The sequence below is a fragment of the Rhizobium sp. BK275 genome (assembly GCF_014193555.1).
Classification (GTDB): Bacteria; Pseudomonadota; Alphaproteobacteria; order Rhizobiales; family Rhizobiaceae; genus Rhizobium.
This window is the reverse complement of the sequence record NZ_JACHZL010000011.1, coordinates 22,473-46,569: the sequence shown is the minus strand read 5'-3', so window position 1 is coordinate 46,569 and position 24,097 is coordinate 22,473. Positions and strand designations below refer to the sequence as shown.

The following is a 24,097-nucleotide window of genomic DNA, read 5'->3' as shown; positions in this document are numbered from 1 at the left end:
TTAGGCCGACCTTTTTGCTGGCCGGAATTATTGTGCCTGGATGCCCGGCACCTGGTCGAAATTGAGTTGCCCGGGCTGCGGCACAGAACGGCGTGCGGCCTCGGCCTCTGCAGCAGCCCTCGCCTGTGCCTCCGCTTCCGCTTTGGCCTTCGCTTCGGCGGCAGCCTTGGCCTCGGCTTCGGCCTTGCGCTCGGCCGCCTGCTGTGCGAGCGCCCGCAGCCGCTCTTCCTCGGCCTTTCGCTGCCGCTCGATTTCAGCAGCCGCAACGCGCTGGGCATCATTGAAGCGATAGAGCGCCACTTCGCGCCGCAGTCGCTGCTTTTCCAGGACATTGGCCTGCAGCCGCTCGACACGCCGCCGCTCGCGTTCGAAGGCGCGCAGCGAGAGAAAGCTGGTGATATCGGTCACATCCATCGTCTTGCCGGGTGAAGCGAGCAGGCCGGAGAAGTTCAGCCGGATGCCCGGCTCCCCGCCCGACAGTGCCTCCGCGCCCGGATTGAGGTTGATACCAAGCGTCGCGCTGATACGCTCCTGCGGCAGCTCGATCTGCGCATCGGCTGTCAGACGCGCGAGATCGTTGGCGACGCTGACATTCTGGACCCGCAGCGTGCCGTCCGTAACGTTGAAGGGAATGCCGAGCGGCGGCAGCTTCGCCTCGCCATTATTCAGCAGCGTCTCGACGATCGGATGTATCTTGCCGGCATTGATCTGATCCTGCATCGGATCGGTGGCGGCCAAGAGCGGCGCCAGGATCGCGAGGTTCAGCCCGCGAACGCTCGTCTCGCCGAGCCGGATTTCGCCCGAGCCGTTCAGCGAGCTCGCAATTTCCGCAACCGTCTTGCCCGAAGCTTCGAGCGACAGCGACATGCCGAACTTGCCGTTGGCGACAGGCGCACCGTCGCGCGACCAGACGACACCGGCGAGATCGGAATCGGCAAGCGCCAGCCGCGTCTGCAGGAAACCCGTGCCGTTGGCATTGGTAAAGAGCATATTGCCCGAAAGCGCGCCGCCGTCCCAATTGCCGGCCATGTTGTTGAGCTGCAGTTCGTCGCCCTTGTAGGCGACATCGGAGGTGAAATCATTGACAGCCGTACTGAAAAGCCCCGGCCAGAACTGCTTGGCGGTGAGCTTCAGATTGACGTCGAGATCGCGGAAAAGCGGCTGGCCGAGTGCTGCCGTCGTCAGCTGGCCGTTGGATGGATCATTGATCTGGCCGAATACAGCCTCGCCAAGCCAGCCGAGATCGGCCTTGGAAAGCGCAAGCGTGCCGCTCGCCGCCGTCTTTGCCGCCTTGCGGTCGAAGGTCAGAGCGCCGGCGAACTCATTGTCAGCCGCGTGCCCGTTGAGATCGGCCAGCACCACCTTGTCGGCATCGATGGTCGCATTGGTCTGCAGCTTGAAGGGCAGTCCGGTGCCGAGATCGGGCAGCGCAATACCGATCATGACGAGATACGGGTCGAGATCCGCACTTTCGAGCGAGACGGCGACATTGCCGTTCATGAAGCTGTCGGGCCGCACATCGACCTTGCCGTTCGCCGTGAACGAGGTCCGGTCTGTGGCGAAGGTCAGCGCGGCATCGGCCGGATCATTGCCCGCTGCCGTTACCTTCAGCGTCATGCGGCCGTTGGCGCCGGCATCGACCGGCAGCGGATCGAGACCCGCCTGGCCGAAGAGGATCGACGGGACGGCGTTGTCGAGCGTCGCCTCCAGCGTCGTCGTACCGTTGCCGGTCAGCGCCAGAAGGTCGGACATGCGGTAATCGAGATTGACGCGGCTGCCGTTCGAAACGCCAGCCAGCGTCACCGCCAGCGCATTGTCGTCATCGCCGCCCAGCGTCACCGCGCCACGCAGCGCCGTGTTGCCATACCAGCCGGCATTGCGCACCAGCCGATCCATCACAGGGTGATGCGGCAGGTGCTCGCGCAGCATGGCGAAGAAGGGGCCGGGATCGGCGGCCTTGAAGGTGATCTCGCCGGTGCCCTTGTAGTCAAGCAGCGATCCCTCCGCCTTGCCCGTCGCCGTCAGTTCGGCACCCGCAAGGTTCTTGATCGACAAATGGTCGACGGAAAGCGCCCCGTCGGCAAGCGTAAAGGTCGTTTCGACATTATCGGCCTGCACGCCGAAGGCCGTGAACTTGTCCGCCGTGAGCTGTGCAGCAATCTTGTGGTCGAGCACGTTGTCGCCGACATCCTGCCCGGTAAAAAGGCCGGTCAGGGCGCGCAGCGCATCGAGATCGAGCGCATCGCCATTCAGTGCGACGGAAAGTGACGGTGTCTGGCCCTCGATCGCCTGCCGCTCCAGCCGTCCCTTCAGCGTCGCAGCACCGATTGCGATCTCCAGGTTCTCGAAACGCTGCAGATCATGCGTCAGGCTGACATTGGCGGAGAAACCGGCCTGCCTGAGCTGGCGGATCGCCGGATCGACCGATCCGGACAGCCAGGAGGCAAGTCCGGTCGGCTGGTTGGAGGCGACGACCATCTGGCCGTTGAAGGACGGATCGCCAATGAGCGTCAGCTTGCCCTTGCCTTCCACCTGCGTGCGGCCGGGCAGCGTGCCGACGGCATTGTCGATCATCCAGCCATTGCCGGCGGGCCGCAGTTCCAATGCCACGTCGCGGATCGTCGTATCGCCGGCAACGATGGCAGGCAGGCGCACGGTCGCCTTGCCGGGCACCTGCGGGATCGGCACCTGGCCGATGATTTCGATCAGCGAATTCAGCCTCTGGCGCGCAGAAACCGCCGGATCGCGATTGGTCTTGCCAGCCGCCCCCTGGTTGCCGATACGGTTGACGTCGATCTGCTGGCCATCGGCGGTCAGCAGGAATTCCGGCGCCGTACCGGTGTCCAGCGTCGCCTCGCCCGTGATCACATAGGGGTCGTCGGTCGAGCCGACTTCCATGCGATATTCAGGAATGCGGATGCGGTCGTTGGTGAGCTCGAAACGGCCCTTGAGGCGCGGCGGCGGTGCCTCTCCCTTTTCAGTCTTGCCCTCGCGGTTTTCAATCGCCGCAGACAGCGTGCCCTGATAGTTCGGCCGGCTGTCGACCAGCTTCAGCTCGCCGTCGAGATCGATGGTAACCGGATGTTTGTCAGGCGCGAGCCGGGTGCGTGCGCGCAGCACGCCGTTTTCGTCCGGCTGATTGCTGGAGATCGAAAAGCTGCCATGCTCGCCGTCGAGCGCGCCGTCGCCCTCGATGCGCCATGGACCGGCGAGCGACTTCGCCGACATCTCGGCATTGAGCCCCGTCACATGCCGCGAACGGCCGGACTGGTCGTCGACGAATTCGATCTCGCCGCCGCTGACATGCACATTTTCCAGAACGACGGTCTTGGCCGGAATTTCCGGATGGCTGCCGCGCATCCAGTCCAGCGAGCCGTCCTTCAGAAGCCGCAGCCGCACCTTGGGGTTGACGACGCGCATGTCGAAGATCAGCGCCTCGCCGGAAAGGAAAGGCGCAAGCTCGGCATCCATGGAGAATTGCTCGACCTGCACGACCGGCTTGCCGTCCTCCTCCTGGCCGACGCGCACGTCATGCAGCGTCACGGACGGAAACGGCAGAAGCCGTGCGTCGACCGTGCCGTGCACCGTCACCTTCTTGCCGATGATGCGGCTTGCCTGATCCTCGAAATTCATCCGGAAATCCGTCCAGTCGATGAACAGCGGTGCCAGCAGCGCCACGAAGAGCACTACGACGATCACTCCTCCTAGAAAGACGAGGAACCGGCCTACCAAGTCAGGGATTCTCCATTCGGGATTCTGTTGCCGACACTAGCGCTATTCATGCAGGGGGCAAGGGCCAAGATCATGAGATTGTTCCATTTTCAGCCCAGATGAAAAATCTTGCCGGGATTGAAGATATTGTCGGGATCGAGCGAGCGTTTGATCTGGCGCATCAGATCCACCGTACCGCCGAGCTCCTGCTCCAGAAATGCCATCTTCCCCTGTCCTATCCCATGTTCGCCGGTGCATGTCCCGTCCATTGCCAGCGCCCGCGCGTTCAGCCGGGCGACGAAATCCTCAGCCGTGGCGATTCCCGCGGCACTCTTGTCGTCGAACAATAGCTGCACATGGAAGTTCCCGTCGCCCGCATGACCGACGATCGGCGCCAGCAAACCATTTGCTTCGATATCCGCCTGCGTTTCGGCAACACAATCCGCAAGCCGCGATATCGGAACACAAACATCGGTCGAAAGTACGGCAAGGCCGGGTGCGAGCGCGCGCACCGACCAATAGGCATCATGGCGCGCCTTCCAGAGCTTGGTGCGCTCCTCCGGGCTTGCCGTCCACTTGAATTCGCCGCCGCCGCATTCGGCCGCGATCTCGGCGAAGGCGGCCGATTGCAGCGCCACCGTTTCATCCGTCCCATGGAATTCGAGGAAAAGCGCCGGGCTCTCCTTATAGGGAAGGCCGGCATAGGCAATGCTGGCGCGCATCTGCAGCGCATCGACGAGCTCGATGCGTGCCACCGGAATGCCCATCTGGATCGTCATGATGACGGCATCGCAGGCCGCCTTCACGCTCGGGAAAGCACACACACCTCCGGCGATCTTCTGCGGAATGCCGTGCAGGCGCAGCGTCACCGAGGTCAGGATGCCGAGCGTTCCCTCAGCGCCCACGAAAAGCCGTGTCAGATCGTAGCCGGCCGAAGATTTGCGGGCGCGGCGCGCCGTGCGGATTTCCTCGCCTGATGCGGTGACGGCAGTCACCGCAAGCACATTGTCCTTCATCGTGCCGTAACGCACGGCATTGGTGCCGGAAGCCCGCGTCGAGGTCATACCGCCGATCGAGGCATTGGCGCCGGGATCGATCGGGAAGAACAGGCCGGTATCGCGCAGATGGATGTTCAATGCCTCGCGGGTGATGCCGGGCTCGACCGTGCAGTCGAGATCGTCAGGATTGACCTCGAGCACCCGGTTCATCCGGCTGAAATCGATGGAAATGCCTCCATTCGGCGCGTTGACTTGGCCCTCAAGCGAAGAGCCGGTACCGAAGCCGATGACCGGCACTTTGTGATCGGCACAGACCCGCACAGCGGCCTTCACATCGTCAGCCGTCTCGGCAAAGAGCACCCCGTCGGGCAACTGAGCGGGAATATAGGTGGTCGTATGTGCATGCTGGGCGCGAAAAGCCTGGCCGGTCTGGAAGCGCTCTCCGAAGCGCTGTTTCAGGATACCGGTGACGGCTTCGATGCCCGCCTCGTTTCGCACCCCGGCCTTTGCGTCGCGCAGCGCCATGCCCTTGATCTCCCTACATTCCACAGCCTGCTACAGCATCTGTAGCAGGCCGGGTATGAGGCAAGTCAAAGCGGCTGTCCAGCCAAGATTAGGGAAGATTTCATCCCATCTTTGTTGCAGGGACAGCAGGCGGGTTGAGCCGGGCAAAACCCTCCTGCCGATAGTAAGGAAAATAGGGATAAGGCGGCGTCACGGCACTGACCGTATCCAGCCGTCTGATCTGCTCCGCCGTCAGACTCCAGCCGACGGATCCGAGATTTTGCCTGAGCTGATCCTCGTTGCGCGCGCCGATGATGACGCTTGAGACCGTCGGCCGGCCGATCAGCCAGTTGATGGCGATCTGCGGGACGGTCTTGCCGGTCTCCTCGGCAATCTCGTCCAGCACATCGACAATATCGAAGAGCTTCTCGTCATCTACGGGCGGGCCATATTCAGCCGTCTGGTGCAGGCGGCTCCCCTCCGGCAGGGCCACGCCACGGCGGATCTTGCCTGTCAGCCGGCCCCAGGCAAGCGGGCTCCAGACCAGCGCCCCTACCTGCTGGTCGGCGGCAAGCGGCATAAGCTCCCATTCGTAATCCCGCCCGGCGAGCGAATAATAGACCTGGTGCGCGACATAACGCGGGTAGCCGTAACGCTCGGAAATACCGAGCGCTTTCATCAGTTGCCAGCCGGAGAAATTGGAAACGCCGACATAACGAACCTTGCCTGACGCAACGAGCGCGTCGAACGCCGAAAGCACTTCCTCCACCGGCGTCGAGGCATCGAAGGCGTGAAGCTGCAAGAGGTCGATATAGTCGGTGCCGAGCCGCTGCAGCGCATCCTCGGTCGCGCGGATCAGCCGTGCCCGCGAGGTGCCCCAGTCATCAGGCCCCTCGCCCATCGGCAGAGCCGTCTTGGTCGAGATCAGCACCGCATCGCGCCGGCCGGAAATCGCCTGCCCCAGCACCTCCTCTGACGCGCCAGCCGAATAAACGTCCGCCGTATCGAACAGCCTCACGCCTGCCTCCAGGCAAATATCCACCATCCGGCGCGCTTCCTCGGCATTGGTCGTACCCCAGGCGCCGAAGAGCGGCCCGCTGCCACCAAAAGTGCCGGCCCCAAAGCTCAGCACCGGCACCCTGAGCCCCGATGCGCCGAGATTTCTGTATTCCATGATCCAATCTCCTGTTTTCTGAAGAGATAGACCCGGCCAGCGCTGTGATATAGATTGCCTCAGAGCATATCATCTGTGATTTGAATTCATCATGAGCCGTCAAGACATCAATCGATCCGGCGAAATGGAAGTCTTCGTCAGCGTCGTCGAGCGCGGCGGCTTCTCTGCTGCTGCATTGGCGCGCCGCATGACGCCATCCGCCGTCAGCAAACTGGTCGCACGGCTGGAAACAAGGCTCGGCGCCCGCCTCGTCAACCGCTCGACGCGCAAGCTGCAGCTCACGCCTGAAGGCTGCGCCTTCTATGAGCGCAGTGTGGCAATCCTCGCCAACATATCGGAGGCCGAACGCTTTGCCTCGGCCGGCGAACAGGCGGCCGGCCGCATCAGCATCAACACCAGCGGCTCCTTCGGCAATCATGTTCTGGCGCCACTGGTCCCCGCTTTCATGGCCGAGCATCCGGATGTCACCCTCGATATCACCCATACCGACAGGGTGGTCGACCTTCTGGAAGAGCGTGCCGATGTCGCAATCCGCGCCGGCCCGCTGAAGACATCGAGCCTGATTGCCCGCAAGCTGGGTGCTGCCAGAAAGACCATCGTCGCCTCGCCCGACTATCTGAAACAACGCGGCGAACCACACTCAGCCACCGATCTGCACGATCATTGCCGCATTGGCTTTTCCTATGCCCGCGCGCTGGAGGGCTGGCCGATCCTCGATGGCGGTGAGACGATCTCCCTTCCGCTCACATCAGGCCTGCAGGTCGGCGATGGTGAGGCCATGCGTTATCTCGCGCTCTCGGGCGCCGGCCTTGCGCGCATGACCGAGTTCACCGTGCGCGCCGATATCGCCGCCGGCCGCCTCGTTCCTGTGCTGGAAAAGCGCAATCCCGGTGATGTCGAAGAGTTCTACGCCGTCTATATCGGCCAGGGCGGGCCACTGCCGGCACGCGTTCGTGCCCTGCTGGACTTCCTGGCAAGACACGTCAGGCTTTAAAGCCAGAAAGGCCAGATTCCGCAATTGACCCCTTGGGCGCCCCGCGCCTATACCGGGCTTGCGCTTGCCGGCCCTCGCAGCCGGCCTCTTCAGATTGCCGGGGCCTCCTCCCACCTCCGCCTTCGGGTCTGCTCCGGTCGAAAAGTTCGGGGATCACAGTTTTGGACGCAAGCAGCTTCCATCAGAAAGCGAGCCTGCCCAAATGGGCATTGCTGCTTGTTTTGTCGGCCATATCAGTCCTTTTCCTCGAACTCTTCGCCCTGCCCGCCTCGCTGCTGATTGGCCCGATGGTCGCGGCGATCGGGCTGGCGCTCACCGTCGGCAAGGGGCAGTTACGCATCCCCTACTGGCCGCTGCAGTTCGGCCAGGTGCTGGTCGGCCTCTTGATGGCGCGCAACATCACGCCCGATATCATCGGCACCATGGCGAAGGGCGCGCCGCTCTTCTTCGTCTTCATCGTCTCTGTGGTCGCCATTGCCGCCGGTCTCGGCTGGCTTTTGACGCGCTGGCAGGTTCTGCCCGGCACGACGGCTGTCTGGGGCTCGACGCCCGGTGGCGCCTCGGCCATGGTCATCATGTCGGAAGCCTACGGCGCCGATGCCCGCCTTGTCGCCTTCATGCAATATCTGCGCGTCGTCTTCGTCGCCGTCGGCGCCTCCGTCATCTCCCGCCTCTGGGTCGCCGCCGATGGTGAGGCGCCGCCGCCGGTGATCTTCTTCCCGCCGGTCGACTGGCCGGCCTTCGTCATGACCATCGCCTTCGCCGCCCTCTGCTGCTACGCCGTCTTCCGCTTCCGCATCCAGGGCGGCAACATCGTGGTGCCGCTGTTTGCCGGCGCGGTGCTGCAAGGCTTCGGCCTCTTGACGATCGAGCTGCCGACCTGGATCCTGGCGCTCAGCTACGCACTGATCGGCTGGAGCATCGGCCTGCGCTTCACCCGCTCGATCCTCAAACATGCCGCCCGCGCCCTGCCACGCGTTTCCGCCTCCATCATCATCCTGATGGCGCTCTGCGGCTGCATGGCGTTCGCCCTTCACACATTCGCCGGCATCGACCCGCTGACCGCCTATCTCGCAACCAGCCCGGGCGGCGCCGATTCCGTCGCCATCATCGCCGCGTCGAGCGATGTCGACGTACCCTTCGTCATGGCCATGCAGACCGGCCGCTTCCTGATCATTTTGCTGATCGGGCCGGCGCTCGCCCGCTTTATCGCCCGCCGCTCCGGCCTTACGGAGAACGCGGCTTGAGTCTGGAAACCTTCAGCCGGTGTTTTTGGTCGCAGCAACGGGCCGCAGGCGATCTGCGGCCGCGCCCCCGGTCCCCGGCCGGGCGCTTCGGGACTATGCCCCAGGCAATCGCGAATGTGCTGCTATGTGTTCGACAAGGCGAGCCGGTTCGTCTGCGACCGCCAATATGATGCCCGACTTGCGCGTGGAGGCGAAATCCAATCCGGCGAAGTAGAGACCCGGCAGGGCGGCCACGCCATCGGCGTGAACGGGCTGTCCCGCGCTGTCGAGTGCGCCGGGAAGCCTCATCCAGCTGAAATCGCCCCTGAAGCCTGCGCACCACACCACGCTTGTTATGCCGGACAGAGATAGATCGAGCGAGCCGATCGCCGGGTTCGTCTGACGCATTGCGACGGTCTCCGCCGGATCGGGCTCGGCAGCGGGTGCATCGATGCCGGCGCGGCTGATATAGTCGTCAATATAACGTTTGACGTTTTCAGAGGATTCGTCCGCGAAGCGCGCATTCGCCTCGAGGTCGTCGGCGAAAGAGAGACGGCCGTCATCCTCTACGCCGGTGAACCGCCCGAGCAGCACTACACCCAGGGCGCCGAGCGCCTGAAGGCTGATCGTCTGCAGCGACCCGAGCACGCCACGCGGCGGGATACGTCCCGCAAGCTGGATGACCTCCTCTCGCCGCACCTCGAGAAACCCGCTTTCAAGCAGCCACACCATGATATCGCGGCCCCGGTAGCGCCGAGGCAGTCGTCCGACACGGCTGGTAGCGAGGAAGACCGTTCGGCCCGCTTCCGCCAGTTCTTCGGCGATCTGCGCGCCCGATTGGCCGCTCCCGACCACCAGCACAGCTCCCTCGGGCAGATCCTGAGCGTTGCGATAACCGGAAGCGTCGATCTGGCGGAGTGCGGGCGGCAAAGCGGTTGCCCAAGCCGGACGCACCGGACAATTCAGGCTGCCGCTCGCGACGATCACGTTGCGCGCCCGAAACGTGCCGCGAGAGCTGGCCAGCCGATAGGCGCCGTGCTCGTGCATGAGTTCGCTGACGTCGGTGTCCGGTTCGATCGGCAGCACGTTACGCCCTACGAAATCCTCAAGGAGAGCGACAAACTCGTCGCGGGTCATGGCACCTTCGGGATCCGGGCCGTCATAGCGGTCGCCGGGCATGACGGTCTGCACATTGGGCGTATTCATCCGAAAGGTATCCCACCGCTGCGTGCGCCACGTCTCCCCTATGCGGCCGCGCTCCAACACCCTGTGGCGCAAGCCCCGTCTTGCCAGCCAGTAGCTGACGCCGAGGCCGGCCCAGCCGGCCCCGATGACGACAGCATCAAGAACATCGACACTATCATCCATCTGCTGCGGTGATTTCATGATCGCCCCTCTGCAATCCCGCCTTCCCCGCACAGCATTAAGCCTTGTCCGCTGCGATGAGTCCAGCCGGATTGGAGGGCGAACCCGCCCGATACGACACAAATCGCTGCACCGTATTCCAGGGCTTCGGCCTCCTGCGGATCGAGCTGTCGACCTGGGTCCGGCGCCGAGCCATGCCCTGATCGGCCGGAGCACAGGCTTGCGCAAAACCTGGCATGGGGCCTGCGCGAAAATGCGTCGAGCAAGCGGAGATGAAGCACCGGCGCTTCAGCGCGCCGGTGCTTCGGCTCACGCCACCAGACCCTTGGTCAGTTCGAGCGCCTGCCGCTCGAACAGCCGGCGATAGATGCCGTTGTTGAGCCGGATGAGCGCTTGATGGTCGCCCTCTTCGACGATCATCCCCCTGTCGAATACCAGCAGTCGATCCAGCGCCCGCACCGTCGAAAGGCGGTGGGCGATGACAAGCGTCGTGCGGCCGTCCATCAGGCGCTCCATGGCCTGCTGGATCTGCACTTCGCTCTCGCTGTCGAGACTCGAGGTCGCCTCGTCCAGGATCAGCACCGGCGCATCGGCGAGAAATGCGCGCGCGATGGCGACACGCTGACGCTCGCCACCAGACAGCTTCACGCCGCGCTCGCCCACCATCGTCTCATAGCCCTTCGGCAGGTCCATGATGAACCGATGGGCGCTCGCCTGCTTTGCCGCGTTCTCGATCTCGCGCCTGGATGCGTTCGGCCGGCCATAGGCGATGTTTTCGGCGAGCGTGCGGTGAAACAGGATAGGCTCCTGCTGCACGATGGCGATCTGGCCACGCAGGCTCGATTGCGTGACCTCGGCAATATCCTGTCCGTCAATCCGGATCGCCCCCGAGTTCACGTCATAGAGGCGCTGGATGAGCTTGACGAAAGTGGTCTTGCCCGAGCCGGAATGCCCCACCAATCCGACCCGCTCCCCCGGCTTGATGATAACAGAGAAATCCTCATAGAGCGGCGTCGGATGCGCGCCATACTGGAAGGTGACGCGATCGAACACGATCTCACCTTCGCCAATCGCGATCGCCTTCGCGTTCGGCTTGTCCTCGATGCCGAGCGGCGTCCTGTCGAGCAGGACAAGCTCCTCCATGTCATTAACGGCGCGCTGCAGGTTTCTGATATCTTGCCCGACCGAGCGCAGATAACCCTGCAGGACGAAGAACATCGCCAGCACGAAGGTGATGTCGCCTGCTGTCGCCAGCCCCTGCTGCCACATGACAAGACCGGTGCCGAGAATGCCGGCCTGCATGGTGACCATCATGAAGCCCTGGATCGTGCCGTTCAGCGTCCCTCGCCTCCACGTCCGCCGCGTGCGGTTGTCCCATTTGGCGAGCACATGGCGCAGGCGCTCCTCTTCGCGCCTTTCGGCACCGAAGGCCTTCACCACCGAGTTGCAGCTGATGGCATCCGCCAAAGCGCCACCGAGTTTGGTGTCCCACGCATTGGCAAGCTTTGCCGCCGGCGACACGAAACCCATGGAAAGCGCGACGGTCACACCGATATAAACAAGCGACCCAAAAGCCACGATCAGGCCCATGATCGGCCAATAGGTGCCGAGCACGATACTGGCGCCGACCAGCATGACGATTGACGGCAGCAGAGCGATCAGTAGCAGGTCGTTGAGCGCGTCGAGCGCCCACATGCCGCGGGTGATCTTGCGGACCGTAGAGCCGGCGAAACTATTGGCATGCCAGTCCGTCGAGAACCGCTGCACCCTATGGAAGCCGTTATTGGCGACATCAGCCATAATGCGCAACGTCAGCCGGATGATCCCGTCGAAGATGAACCAGCGCAATGCAACGCTGGTCAGGCCAAGGGCCACGACCACGGCGAAGGCGCGGATAGCACCGCCAGCCGCATTGCCGCTGGCAATCGTGTCGACGATCTCACCGGAAAACACCGGCACGAGGACTTCGGCCAGCGTGCTGGCAATAACCAGCAGGACAATAGTGCCCACCAATGCGGGGCGATGAGTCCATTGACGAAAAACAAAACCGAGGACGTTGCGATACGCATCGGCACGGAAATCGAGCTTTTTGCGAGCCATTTTAACCAGTCCGACGCCGTTTTCGGCGGCCGGCCCCAAAATTGAGAGTTGAAGAGCACAGTCGGAGCGGGAGACAAACTGGTCCCGGCAGATCGGTCGAGCTGTGAACGAAATTAAAGCCGCATGTCGCGTTTCCCTGGCGGGCCGCGAATTGGAATGCCCTAGTGTCGGATCATTCCGGACGGGAGGACTTCGATGAATGTTGATGCCATGCAACGCCTCCTTTGTTTGATCTGCAGCGGTGGAGTTTATGTATCGGACAAATTTGATTTTGCCAACCGGATCTTTTCTACTTTATGGAGAATGATGCGCGAATGACACAACATCACGGCGTCCAAAAGAACCACGTCCCTCACCTGCATTGCAGGGGTCCGCTCCTGAAATCAGGCGTGTAACGGCATGTTTTTATTGGCCTTGGCCGCGTAAAGCCGCTGAAGGCCCCGCCAGGCTTGGCAAAAAATTCCACCTAAGTCGGGAAATCATCCACATGCGCGACCATCGGAAGAGTCTCCGCCGTTCTGGCCATGCTTGGCTAGCCGCAGGCTCAGTTATCCCTTACATTGACCTAATGAACATCATTGCACTGAAAAATGGATAATACAGGGCTGTCTCTCGACAGGATGCGCACTTTTGTTCGCGTTGCCGAACGAGGCAACCTGTCTACGGTGGCAAGGGAACTCGGCGTCGGTCAATCGACCGTGACACGGCACCTCAACGAACTCGAGGGCGCAGTCGGTGTGCCTCTCCTCAGCCGAACCACGCGTCGCGTGACCCTTACCGACGAAGGCAGCCGCTATTATGCGAACTGCCTTCAGGTATTACGCCTGGTCGAGCAGGCTACCGAGGAAGCCAGAAATGCCCGTCGGGCGGCCGCGGGCGCTGTCAGGCTTTCGTGCACTGCAGCGCTTGGCGTGATGCACATCACCCGCCTCATCTTCGAGTTTCAGGACCAGCATCCAGACATCAGCGTCGATCTCAACTTGACCGACGAGCGCATCGACCTGGTTCGTGAAGGCGTTGACGTGGCACTCCGGCTTGGACCTCTCACCGACAGCTCCATGAAGCTTCATGCGCTCGGAAAAAGCCATCGGCTGCTGGTTGGCGCTCCCGCTTATTTCTCCATCCATGGGCGGCCGGAGCGCCCGGACGATCTCTCGCGACATGAAACCATCATAATGTCAAATATAGCCGGGAGCGATCAGATCGCTCTCTCCTCCCGCCATGGCGCGAATTTGACGGTTCCGGTCAACGGGAAGCTGCGTGTCGATCACGGGCTTGCGGCGCGCGAAGCTTTGGTCGCAGGACGCGGCATTGGTCCCGCCCACCTTTGGCTGGTCCACGACCTCTTGGAAAACGGTCGGCTCGAAGTCGTGCTCGAAGACCATCATCCGTCGCCGGTCCCGCTAAGCCTGCTCATCGTGCCCGAGCGTTCCGCCATTGCCCGCGTTCGCCTCCTCACCGACTTTCTTGTCGCCGAGATTTCCAAACTGCCGGGAATCCGGCCATCGTGACTTAGAGCCCGAAAGATCGCTTGTCGCCGCGCCAGCCCGTAGTCCGAAGATACTGCTCCCAGTCGAGAGTATCGGGATTCAGGCGACGGCTCCATTCCAGATCACGCTCCCTACCGAAATAACCATATTCTACAGCGTACTCGACCATCCCCAGAAGTTCTTGCACGAAAAGCTCGTTGGCGGCGAACTCCGGAAAATACTGCAGCAGGCCACCTTTGGTGAAAGCATTTCGATATTCTGCCTTGAGGCCGGTTACCTCTCGGAAAATTTCGACCATCTCGCGCGGAGAGATGATATCGCCGACGATGGGCAGCGTTTTCCCGTTGTAGCGCTCGGGATTTGAGAAAATTTCGAGCACGGCCGGCCCGGTCGCCGTGAGCGGATCGACAAAAGGCGCTCGAAAATCCTCGGGAAGATAGATCGGCAACACGAGTGTGTCGTCTTCCATGCGCGGCGGATAATATTCGAGAAGATTCGTGTAGAAGAATGCCAGCATGACGAAGGAATGAGAGATCGGCAGACCGCGAATATAGTCTGCAACGCGCGCTTTGTCGGTGAAGTGCGGAGCATACTTTGTCCCGCCGGAGATGGCGTCGACATTCTCGAGCGTGCTGAAAACAATATGGCCGACGCCTGCCTCGACCGCTGCATCCGCCAGTTGGCGGCCGATCGGAGCCTCTGTTGTCTCCGGCGGCATGACGGGCGGCGTCATCAGAAATGCCCCATCCGCGCCCTCGAAGGCAGCAACGCGATCCTTCTGGAAGCCAAGCTGGAGAGGGACGGTGACAATCTCAGCTCCAAGTTTCTCCAGACTTAAGGCCTCGGGCGAATCCTTTTTTCGGGTCAGGGCGCGTACGCGGAAACGTTCGCTGCGAAGGAGCGTCGCTGCGACGCTGCGACCCTGTTTGCTGGTTGCGCCGACAATTGCGATAAGTGGCTTATCATTTGCAGACATAGTTGTACCTCGAACCTTTTTCCTGTCACTGACCGGCGCCGCGTAGCCATTCGGCCGATGCCTGAAAGCAGGTTATCTCATCAAACTTAATTGCTGTAGGCATGGGAAATGCATATGATAATGCCATTTTATGGATAAATCGACGGCCGCGCCTGTATGCGCCGCTGAGCGCGGACGGGATCAAAATCCACGTAGGAAATGAGATCACGTCGGACCAGGGCTGGGCTTCTGTTTAAGTCCGCTTTCTGAACGAGGAGTGTGATAGCCCACCATCGCTGGCCGTCGCCGCAAATCGCTGAAGCCCCACCCAGCGACCCGGCGTCACGCCATAGGCCTTCTTGAAATGCCGGATGAAATGCGCCTGATCGGCAAAGCCGGTCGCGGCTGCCACATCGGCAAAACCTTCGCCCTCGCCCATTAGCGCCTTGGCCTGCTGCAGCCGCCGCATCAGCATGTAGCGGTGCGGGCTGGTGGCAAAGGCTGCGCGGAAATGCCGTGACAGGGTAAAGCGGTCGAGGCCGGTAATATTCTCCAGTTCGCCGGAGCGTACCGGCCTCAGCGCATGCGCTTCGAGATAATCGCGCGCCACCCGCGCCTGTTTCCAGGCAACAGCGCCCAAGGCCCGCCGGCGCACCTGCGAATGCCGCGACAGGCCACCCGCGACGCGGCTCACGAAATCATCGACGAAGAGTTCGTCCAGCTCCCGGTCGAGTTCGCCGAGTGCGGCAAGCAGCACCTGCGCTAGCGCACCATCGGCGATCACAGGCTGGTCGACGAAGGGAAGCCCGATCTTTTCCGCCTCCAGGCACTCCATCAGCAGCGCCGGCTCCATGTAGAGCATGCGGTAGTGCAGTCCGTCTGCGGTTCCCGCCCCGCCGTCGTGCTCTTCGTCCGGATGCAAGACGATCACCTGCCCCGGCAGACTGAAGCGCCGTTCGCCGCGATAGGTGAAGGTCTGCACGCCGTGCAGGGTGACACCGAGTGCATAGGTATCGTGTCGATGTGGCTCGAACATATTGCCGGAGAACTGCGCCTCGATACGCTCGATACCCGGAAAAGCCGGCGCAGTCAGGATGCCGCTACCGGCGGGCGCGGCCAGCATGCCGCTGCCCATCTGCGGCTCGCACAAACGTTCAAGACCCTCGAAGACTTGCGGCGTTAGATCTTGGCTCAACGCGTTTGCGATACCCTGATGAAAGACACTGGAATGTTTGATACCAAAATTGCGATCGTCCTGCGAAACAATCTTGCCGGCTGGCAGAAGCTGAATGTCACAGCCTTTCTTTCGACGGGCATCGCCGGGCAATATCCCGAAATCATCGGCGAGCCCTACAAGGACCGCGCCGGCAACCTCTATAACCCGCTATCGATCCAGCCGATCATCGTCTTGTCGGCCGACGAAACGACGATATCGACCATCCACCGCCGCGCGCTGGAGCGCGAGGTGACCTCATCCGTCTTTATCGAGGAAATGTTTGCAACCGGCCACGATGCGGCCAACCGCGCCGTCTTCGCCGAATACGCCCCCGATGATGCCAAGGTCGTCGGCATTGCGCTCAGGGCTGACAAGAAGATCGTCGACAAGATCACCAAGGGTGCGACGATGCAGCATTGAGATAGGCGAACGAAAAAGAAAAGGCCGGGTGAATGACCTGGCCTCTTCTTGCTTGGAAAGCTTCCGGTCAGCCCTGGGTGATCGGTGCGATCTGGATTTCGACACGGCGGTTCTGGGCGCGGCCGGCTTCGGTCGCATTGGAAGCGACCGGCTGCGACGGGCCGAAGCCGACTGCCGAAACGCGGCGGCCATCGATGCCCTGGCCCTGCAGGTAGCTCGCAACCGAGTAGGCGCGGCGCTCCGACAGATCCTGGTTATGCTGGAGGCTGCCGGTGGAGTCCGTATGACCGTTGATGTCGATGAGCGTGCGATTGAACTTGCGCAGCACGATCGCCACCGAATTCAGCGTCGGGTAGAAGCCCGGCTTCACCGCATCCTGGTCGATATCGAAGGTGATGTTCGACGGCATGTTGAGGATGATGTTGTCGCCCTGGCGGGTGACGGAAATGCCGGTGCCTTCGAGCTGGGCACGAAGCTCGGCTTCCTGCTGGTCCATGTAATTGCCGATTGCGCCGCCGGCGAGAGCGCCGATGCCGGCGCCGATCAGCGCGGCATTGCGCTTGCCATGGCCGCCACCGCCGACGGCGACACCGACGAGAGCACCGCCGAGCGCGCCGAGAGCGGCACCGCCGGCGGTATTGGATACCTTCTGCTCACCAGTATAGGGATCGGTCGTCGTGCAAGCTGAGAGGTAACTCGCCGCAACGGCCAGAAGGATAAATTTCTTGATCATGGACAGGAGGTTCTCCGTTCGAAGCTGGTGCGAGCAGATATTAGGGAATGCGGCAACAAGATGAAGATATCAGTCTGATAAGCCAGATTCCCCATGGAAAACATCGGCCTGTTGCAGTCCTGCCCCGATATCACCAGCTTTATTGGCAAACCGCAGAGCTTGCCTCAATCGAGCCCGCGGCGTTTGGCATAGGCCGCCCGCGCCTCGTCCATGCGTGCGGAGTTTGCGACGACCCACTCGGCAAGCCCCCGAACCGGATCCAGGAACTCGCGGCCGAGATCCGTCAGCGCATATTCGACCTGCGGCGGCGTTGTAGGCGTGACGGTCCGGGAAACGAAACCGTTCTCCTCCAGCTCCCTGAGCGTCGATGCCAGAACCTTCTGGCTGATTTCGCCGACTTCACGGCGCAGAGCGTTGAAGCGGAGCGGACCGTGACCCAGCACGCGCACCACCAACAGGCTCCACTTGTCGCTGATGCGCGCCAGCATGCGGCTGATGTGATCGCAGGCGCGGACCTGTCCGCAGCCGTCGACGGCTTCACAGGGAGCGGTTTCCTCGTGGTTATCTGGTTTCAATAAAGTGCCTCCTTGTGCGCCGCCGCAAACCATTCGTAATCTGGTTACCGTAGGAAACCAGCATACAGGAGGTTACTTTGAATTCTAAGCCCCGTATCGCCGTTATTATCGGCTCCACCCGCCCCACCCGTTTCGCCGATGCGCCGGCACAATGGATTTTGAAACAGGCTCAGGCGCGTGACGACCTCGATGTCGAGCTGATCGATCTGCGCGACCACCCGCTCCCCTTCTTCGAGGAAATGGCGTCGAACTTCTGGATGCCAAGCCAGAATCCGGAAGCGGTCCGCTGGCAGGAAACGATCGGGCGCTTCGACGGCTATATCTTCGTCGTCGCCGAATACAACCATTCGATCACCGGCGTGCTCAAGAACGCGCTCGACCAGGCCTACAAGGAATGGATGCGCAAGCCGTTCACCGCGATCGGCTATGGCGGCACGGGCGCCACGCGCGCGGTCGAACATCTGCGTGGGATCGGCGTCGAGCTTCATATGGTCTCCACCCGCAGTGCCGTGCATATCGGCGGCGGCGACTTCATGGCGATCCATCCGGCCTTCGGCAACAAGCCGATCGAAGAGATCGAGGCGAACCTGCTGCCGACAGCAAAGGCGGCACTCGACGAACTGGTCTGGTGGGCCAAAGCGACGATGGCTGCCAAGGCCGCCTGAAGCCTGCGCTTTGCCAAAAAGAAAACCGCGCGGCGAGCATGGCTTGCCGCGCGGTCATGTTCTTGAATTCAGCCTTAGAAGTTCTGGAAGAGCTGACGAATCTTGTCGTAGGAGGCGTTGGCAATATTCAGTGACTGCAGGCCGAGCTGCTGCTGGGTCTGCAATGCCCTGAGCTTGCTCGATTCCGCCTCCATATCGGCATCGACGAGGCGGCCGATGCCCGAGGTGAGGTTGTCGGACAGGTTCTTGGCGAATTCGTCCTGCAGGCTGATGCGCTTTTCCAGTGCGCCGAAGGCAGACCCGACGGTCGTCAGCTGTCCGAGTGCGGCATCGACGACGCTGATCATGTCGTTCAGGTCCTGTTTGCTGGTCGTCGCCGTCAGGCCGATTTCCACCTGGCCGGCCGTATTGCCGTTCTTGCTCTTCGTCAGCACCCAGGTCTGCGCGGTGCCGAGTTCGGTGGCGAAGAAGGCGGAGGTCAGCACGCCATATTCGCCGGTGCCGCCTGCCCGGTCGTCGATCACATAGCGCGCATCCTTGGAGGAGGTCGCACCGCTCGGCGGGATATCGATATGGTAGCTCAGCATGCCGACGGATACCGTGCCATCCGAATTACGGATGAAAGAGGCCGGGATCTGGCGCGGCTGCGTCGGCGTGGTGGTGTTGTCGAGAATGATCCAGTTGTCGTTGTTGAAGCCCGCGCCTTCGGAAACGCTGCGTAGCTGCGCTTTCAACTGCTCCAGCTCTTCGCCGACCTTGGTCTTGTCGACGCCCTGCTCCGTAGCGGCGACGAGCTTTGCCTTGATCTCGGTGACGACATCGATGACGCTGTCGACGCCGGCGGACGCCGTCCCCATGGTGGCGGCAGCCATGCCGAGAGCATCTTGAACCGCAGAAAGTGCCTTGTTGTCGTGACGCGCCGTCGTCGCGACCGACCAATAGGCAGCGTTGTCCCTGGATCTTTCGACACGCAGACCGGTCGTGATATGGTTCTGCGTCACCGTCATGGTCCGATTGATGTCACGCAGCACATGAAGCGCCGCATCCACGGAGGTGCGCTGATAAATACTCACGGTACGAACTCCAAAACACAACAAGACGCAACACAACAGGATGTACCGAAATCAAGCGGACGCTCATGTCTGCCGTCGCTGGAAATCAGCGCAGTGGCCTTCAGAAAAACTGGGGAAGACCGGCCGGTTACTGATCGCGATCATTGCCGGTTATGCTTAAAAAACGGCTAAAGTTCAGAAGTAATTTATCTTATTTCACAAGACTTCATACACCATAAAAACGCCTGCCGGAGAGATCCGGCAGGCGTCTCCGAAAGTATTGAAAAGGCTTGTTCGCCCTCCTACTCGGCAGCCTGAAGCTGCTCCGGATCCGGCTTCGGTCGCGTCGCATGCGTCATTTCTTCGTGCAGGCGCGCTTCCTCATGGGCATGCGGCTTGGCGAAGCGGGCGATCAGGAGATAGGCGACCGGGGTGATGAACAGCGTGACCAGCGTCGCAAAGCCGAGGCCGCCGACGATGACCCAGCCGAGCGCCACGCGCGCTTCCGCACCCGCGCCATGCGCGAAGACCAGGGGAACGCCCCCAAGAATGGTCGCGATCATCGTCATCATGACCGGGCGCAGGCGAAGCGCGCAGGCCTTCTCGATGGAGGAGCGCACATCCTCGCCGCGGTCACGCAGCTGGTTGGCGAATTCCACGATCAGAATACCGTTCTTCGCCATCACGCCGACAAGCAGCACGAGGCCGATCTGGCTGTAGATGTTGAGGCTGGAGCCGGTGATGATGAGTGCAAAGACGGCACAGGCAAGGCCGAGCGGCACCGTCGACATGATGATCAGCGACGACAGGACGCTCTCGAACTGGGCCGCCAGTACCAGGAAGATGATGACGATCGCAAAGCCGAAGGTCAGCGCCATGCCGCTGGAATTCTCTTCGAGCGTTGCGGCTTCGGCAAGCGGCAGCAGACGCGCGCCGGGCGGCAGCAAAGGCGCTGCCATCTGCGTGACGTTCTTGACCGCATCGCCGAGTGACATGCCGTCCTTGAGGCCGGCGGTGATCGCCACGGACGCGAGCTGCTGTTCGCGGTTGAGCTGCGGGGCGACCGAGCCTTCCTTCAGCGAAGCGATGACCGACATCGGCACGATCTTGCCGTCGCCCGTCTTCAGGAAGACGTTTTCGAGATCGGTCGGATCGTCGATCGGCCGCATCGTTGAGGTCAGAAGCACCGGATAGGATTCACCATTGACGAAGACATCGACCACCGATCGTCCCTCGAGCAGTGACTGGATGGCGGTCGAAAGCCCGGTGATATCGATACCGAGATCGGAGGCCCGTTCACGATCGATTGCGACGGAGACTTGCGCCTGCGACGGTTCGTTGGTCAGGCGTGGCGTATCGTACTGGCCGCTGGCATCGAGCTGCTGCACGAGCTTGGCGGCCGCCGCCGTCAGCGCCGCGTGATCATTACCAACAAGCGCCATCTGCAGACCGCTGCCGGCGCCGCGAATACGCAGGCTGTTCGACGAGATCGCATTGCCGCGCAGCGCCGGCACCTTTGACGCAGCCTGATTGATGTCGCGGACGATATCGGCCTGCGTACGGTGGCGCTCGCCCCAGGGCGCCAGCGTCAACACCATGAAGCCGCTGTTGGAAGCGCCGCCCTGGCCGGAGATCGAGAAGACGTTCCTGATGTCGCCGCTGTCGACAAGCGGCTGCAGATATTCCTCCACGAGCTGCAGCTTGTCGCGCGTATATTCGAGGCTGGAACCCTGCGGCGTCGTCAGCCGCATCATCACCATGGCGCGGTCTTCTTCCGGCGTCAGTTCGCTCTTGACCGTGCCGAAAGCGACAACGGCTGCGCCGCCGAAGATAAGTGAGAAGACGATGACGACGACAGGCGCGTTCAGGCAGGCATGCAGCGCCAATTTGTAGAGGCCGGCGAAAGCCTCGCCGAAGCGGCCGAGCAATCCATGATCCTCGATCATCGGTTTGGTCAGCATGCGAGAGGCGAGCATCGGGCATAGCGTCAGCGCCACGATCGACGACAAGCCGACCGAGAAGGCAAGCACGAAACCGAATTCGCGGAAAAGACCACCCACCTGCCCCGGCAAGAAGGACAGCGGAATGAAGACGGCGGCAAGTGTGGCCGTTGTCGCGATGACGGCGAAGAAGACTTCGCGCGTGCCGAGCACGGCCGCCGCGCGCGGTCCCATGCCCTCCGAGCGTCGGCGCACGATGTTTTCGAGCACGACGATGGCGTCATCGACCACGAGACCGGTCGCGAGCACGATGGCAAGCAGCGTCAGGATGTTAATCGAGAAGCCGACCATATAGATCGCGGCAAGCGTGCCGATCAGCGCCACCGGCATCGAAACCGACGGGATAAGCGTCGCGCGCCAGTCGCGCAGGAAGAGATAGATGACGACGGTGACGATGACGGCCGACAAAAGCAGCGCCAGCACCACTTCATGGATCGCCCCCTCGATGAACACGGCGTCATCGCTGGTGATCGCGATCGTCGTGCCCTTCGGCAGCGTCTTCGAAAGCTGGTCGACGGCAGCGTGAATGCCGGTGGAAATATTCAGCGTATTCGACTGTGCCTGACGAATGATGCCGAGACCGATGCCCGGCTTGCCGTTGGAGCGCAGCGCCGTCTCTCCGTCGCGCGGTCCGAGTGTGACGGTCGCAACGTCGCCGAGGCGCACATTGTGTTGCAGGATGACATTCTGGAAGTCTTCGGGCGTCTGCAGGCTGGCGGTAGCGCGCACCACGATATCCTGCATCGGGCTCTTCAGCGAACCGGCCGGCACATCGAGCGCGGCATTGTCGAGCGCTTTGGTGAGATCGCCGATGGTCAGCCCTCGGCTTGCAAGCGCGCCCTGATCGACGTCGACGCGGAAGACCTTTTCCTGATCGCCGTATTCCTCGACATCGGCAACGCCATCGACAGAGGCCAGACGGTCGACCACCTCGTTCTCGACGAGGAGCGTCAGATCGTCCATGTTGAGCGTATCCGACGTCACCGCAAGGCGCATGATCGCCGAGGAATCCGAATCCGCCTTGACGATCTGCGGCGCATCCGCCTCATCGGGCAGGTTCTGGGCGATACGGCCGATCGCGTCGCGCACGTCGTTGGCGGCAACAGCCAGATCGATGGAATCGGAAAATTCCAGCGTCACGCGGCTCTGGCCGAACTGGGAACTGGAAGAGATGGATTTGAGGCCGCTGACGCGCGCGACCGCGCCTTCGATGACCTTGGTCAGCTCCTGATCGATCGTCTGCGGCGAAGCGCCGTCGAAGGTCGTGCGAACGGTCACGACCGGCCGGTCGACATCAGGCAGCTCGCGCACTTCGACGCCCACATAGGCCGCAAGGCCGGCAACCACCATCAGTGTGTTGAAGACCAAAGCCAGGATCGGCCGGCGCACGAAAAGCGCGGTGAAGGTCGCCTTGCCGGATTCCGGCTTGCCCTGGTGGATCTCGGTCACGCTCATTGGGAGGCGACCTTGTCGTTAGAGGCGATATCGGTCGCCACACGCACAGCGCCGTTCTCGCGCACGCGCTGCAGGCCCTGCGTGACGATCTGGTCGCCATCATCAAGGTCAGCCTTGACCAGCACATAATCCGGATTGCGCTGCACGACCGTGACCCGCACCTTGTGCGACTTCTCGTCGGTCACCCGCCAGACGAAGGAGCCCTGAGCATCCCACTGCACGGAGAGCGGGTTGACGGCCGGGTATTTATCGCCGGCAAACTTCATGCTGACAGCAAAGGACATGCCGGCGCGCAGCTCGTCCGAGCTGTTGTCGATCCGTCCCCGCAGGCGCAGCGTGCGGCTTGCCGCGTCGATGCGGTTGTCGACCGCTTCCAGCACTCCTGAAAAGATCTTGCCCGGCCGCGCCACGGACGTTGCCTCGACCGCCTGGCCGACAGAAACCGTATTGGCGAAACGCTCCGGCACCCAGTAGTCGACGAGGATTTCCGTGCGGTCGTCGAGCGTCACGATCGGCGTCGAGGTCGTGACGTTGTCGCCGATATTGACCGGCACGATGCCGACGATACCGTCGATGGGCGCGACGATGTTGCGGCGCGTGAGATTGAGCTCGGCGGCCTGCAGCTGCAGCCGCGCATTCTGTTCGGCGATCTCGGAATCGAAGACGTCCATGCGCGACACGCTGGACTTGATGTTGTGGTAGAGGCTGGATTTCTCGAGCGCGCTGTTCAGCGCCACCTGCGCCTGCCCCTGGGCGATGACCTGCTCCTCGCTGTCGAGCTTGGCGAGAACCTGACCCTGCTTCACCATATCGCCCGACTTGATGAGGATTTCGCGGATCGTGCCGGTGGCCTGCGGCGTGACCGCGACGGAACGGATCGCGTCGCCCGTGCCGATCGCGTTCAGCCGGTCGTTGACGACGCCCTGTACCACGGCCTGGGTGACGACGAGAACGGAAGCATTGCGTCCACCACCGCCTTCGCCGCCGTTACGACGACCCTGCCCTTGCCCCTGGCCGCCCTGACCTTGGCCGCCGCCCTGCGCCTGCCGCGCACCGGCATCGGCCATTTCATTGGCCTTGGGGGTGATCATGGAGACGAGATTGTCGGGAATTCCGGCATTGCGCATCGTATCGCCCGCGCCGGGCACAAAGTATACCCACGCGGCAAAGCCGGCGATAATCACGACAACGCAAAGTAAAAACTGCTTCCAAAAGGGCATTCACGTCTCCGGAGGGACTCGAGGTTAGACCAGGGTCGGTCGAAAGAGGCGTTGCGGGACAACCAGTCCCGTCAGGTGCGACAATATCGCACCTTTCCCCGGCCGGCAGCAAGCGTAACCACCCGTCATTACAGAATTGTAATATCAGTAAAGATTGAAAATAACCCGCCCGCTCACTTTTACTTGAGCGATGCCGGGGAGCCGTTCCAGCGGAAATGTGCAGCGATTTTGCGTCCGGAACTGC

17 protein-coding genes are annotated in these 24,097 nt (G+C 62.1%); 5 read left to right on the top strand and 12 right to left on the bottom strand.

What is annotated here, in order from left to right:
* Positions 1-27 precede the first annotated feature (27 nt).
* The 3 genes from FHT82_RS28180 to FHT82_RS28170 form a co-directional block, all read right to left on the bottom strand.
* Positions 28-3,732, bottom strand: a complete 3,705-nt coding sequence (locus FHT82_RS28180; protein WP_183736008.1) for an AsmA family protein — start codon at positions 3,730-3,732, stop codon at positions 28-30.
* Between the two features lie 89 nt (positions 3,733-3,821).
* Positions 3,822-5,234, bottom strand: coding sequence for an FAD-linked oxidase C-terminal domain-containing protein (locus FHT82_RS28175; RefSeq protein WP_183736007.1), 1,413 nt, complete (start codon positions 5,232-5,234; stop codon positions 3,822-3,824).
* A 100-nt stretch (positions 5,235-5,334) separates the two neighbouring features.
* Positions 5,335-6,387 carry an aldo/keto reductase gene (locus FHT82_RS28170; RefSeq protein ID WP_183736006.1) on the bottom strand — a complete coding sequence of 351 codons (1,053 nt, stop codon included), beginning with the start codon at positions 6,385-6,387 and terminating at the stop codon, positions 5,335-5,337.
* 91 nt (positions 6,388-6,478) lie between these two features.
* Between FHT82_RS28170 and FHT82_RS28165 the strand changes: the two genes are divergently transcribed.
* Positions 6,479-7,381, top strand: coding sequence for a LysR family transcriptional regulator (locus FHT82_RS28165; protein WP_183736005.1), 903 nt, complete (start codon positions 6,479-6,481; stop codon positions 7,379-7,381).
* A gap of 152 nt (positions 7,382-7,533) precedes the next feature.
* A complete protein-coding gene (locus FHT82_RS28160; protein WP_183736132.1) occupies positions 7,534-8,628 on the top strand; it encodes an AbrB family transcriptional regulator in 1,095 nt (364 codons plus the stop codon).
* 93 nt (positions 8,629-8,721) lie between these two features.
* On the opposite strand, the gene FHT82_RS28155 is transcribed toward FHT82_RS28160, so the two are convergent.
* Positions 8,722-9,993: an NAD(P)/FAD-dependent oxidoreductase gene (locus tag FHT82_RS28155; RefSeq protein ID WP_246698247.1), complete on the bottom strand. Its 1,272-nt coding sequence runs from the start codon at positions 9,991-9,993 to the stop codon at positions 8,722-8,724.
* Between the two features lie 288 nt (positions 9,994-10,281).
* Positions 10,282-12,072, bottom strand: a complete 1,791-nt coding sequence (locus FHT82_RS28150) for an ABC transporter ATP-binding protein (protein WP_183736004.1) — start codon at positions 12,070-12,072, stop codon at positions 10,282-10,284.
* Between the two features lie 590 nt (positions 12,073-12,662).
* On the opposite strand from FHT82_RS28150, the gene FHT82_RS28145 reads away from it, so the two are divergent.
* On the top strand, positions 12,663-13,583 hold the full coding sequence (locus tag FHT82_RS28145; RefSeq protein WP_183736003.1) for a LysR family transcriptional regulator: 921 nt from the start codon (positions 12,663-12,665) through the stop codon (positions 13,581-13,583).
* 1 nt (position 13,584) lies between these two features.
* On the opposite strand, the gene FHT82_RS28140 is transcribed toward FHT82_RS28145, so the two are convergent.
* Positions 13,585-14,538 (bottom strand): NmrA/HSCARG family protein, encoded by a 954-nt coding sequence (locus FHT82_RS28140; RefSeq protein ID WP_183736002.1) that lies wholly within the window; start codon positions 14,536-14,538, stop codon positions 13,585-13,587.
* A 232-nt stretch (positions 14,539-14,770) separates the two neighbouring features.
* Entirely contained in the window at positions 14,771-15,712 is a 942-nt protein-coding gene (locus FHT82_RS28135) for an AraC family transcriptional regulator (protein ID WP_183736001.1), read from the bottom strand.
* Positions 15,713-15,745: 33 nt separating this feature from the next.
* On the opposite strand from FHT82_RS28135, the gene FHT82_RS28130 reads away from it, so the two are divergent.
* The gene (locus FHT82_RS28130; protein WP_183736000.1) at positions 15,746-16,153 is read left to right on the top strand and encodes a DUF2000 family protein; all 408 of its coding nucleotides are present in this window, start codon (positions 15,746-15,748) and stop codon (positions 16,151-16,153) included.
* 67 nt (positions 16,154-16,220) lie between these two features.
* Here the strand turns inward: FHT82_RS28130 and FHT82_RS28125 are convergent, their stop codons facing one another.
* Both FHT82_RS28125 and FHT82_RS28120 read right to left on the bottom strand, forming a co-directional pair.
* Positions 16,221-16,886 carry an OmpA family protein gene (locus tag FHT82_RS28125; RefSeq protein WP_183735999.1) on the bottom strand — a complete coding sequence of 222 codons (666 nt, stop codon included), beginning with the start codon at positions 16,884-16,886 and terminating at the stop codon, positions 16,221-16,223.
* A gap of 164 nt (positions 16,887-17,050) precedes the next feature.
* Positions 17,051-17,461, bottom strand: coding sequence for a helix-turn-helix domain-containing protein (locus FHT82_RS28120; protein ID WP_183735998.1), 411 nt, complete (start codon positions 17,459-17,461; stop codon positions 17,051-17,053).
* 77 nt (positions 17,462-17,538) lie between these two features.
* Here FHT82_RS28120 and FHT82_RS28115 point away from each other — a divergent pair, with 77 nt between their 5' ends.
* Positions 17,539-18,126: an NAD(P)H-dependent oxidoreductase gene (locus FHT82_RS28115; protein ID WP_183735997.1), complete on the top strand. Its 588-nt coding sequence runs from the start codon at positions 17,539-17,541 to the stop codon at positions 18,124-18,126.
* 74 nt (positions 18,127-18,200) lie between these two features.
* On the opposite strand, the gene FHT82_RS28110 is transcribed toward FHT82_RS28115, so the two are convergent.
* The 3 genes from FHT82_RS28110 to FHT82_RS28100 form a co-directional block, all read right to left on the bottom strand.
* On the bottom strand, positions 18,201-19,199 hold the full coding sequence (locus tag FHT82_RS28110; protein WP_183735996.1) for a flagellin: 999 nt from the start codon (positions 19,197-19,199) through the stop codon (positions 18,201-18,203).
* Positions 19,200-19,480: 281 nt separating this feature from the next.
* Positions 19,481-22,633 (bottom strand): efflux RND transporter permease subunit, encoded by a 3,153-nt coding sequence (locus FHT82_RS28105; protein WP_183735995.1) that lies wholly within the window; start codon positions 22,631-22,633, stop codon positions 19,481-19,483.
* The gene (locus FHT82_RS28100) at positions 22,630-23,853 is read right to left on the bottom strand and encodes an efflux RND transporter periplasmic adaptor subunit (protein ID WP_183735994.1); all 1,224 of its coding nucleotides are present in this window, start codon (positions 23,851-23,853) and stop codon (positions 22,630-22,632) included. Before FHT82_RS28100 ends, FHT82_RS28105 begins: the two co-directional genes overlap by 4 nt.
* Between the last annotated feature and the right edge of the window lie 244 nt (positions 23,854-24,097).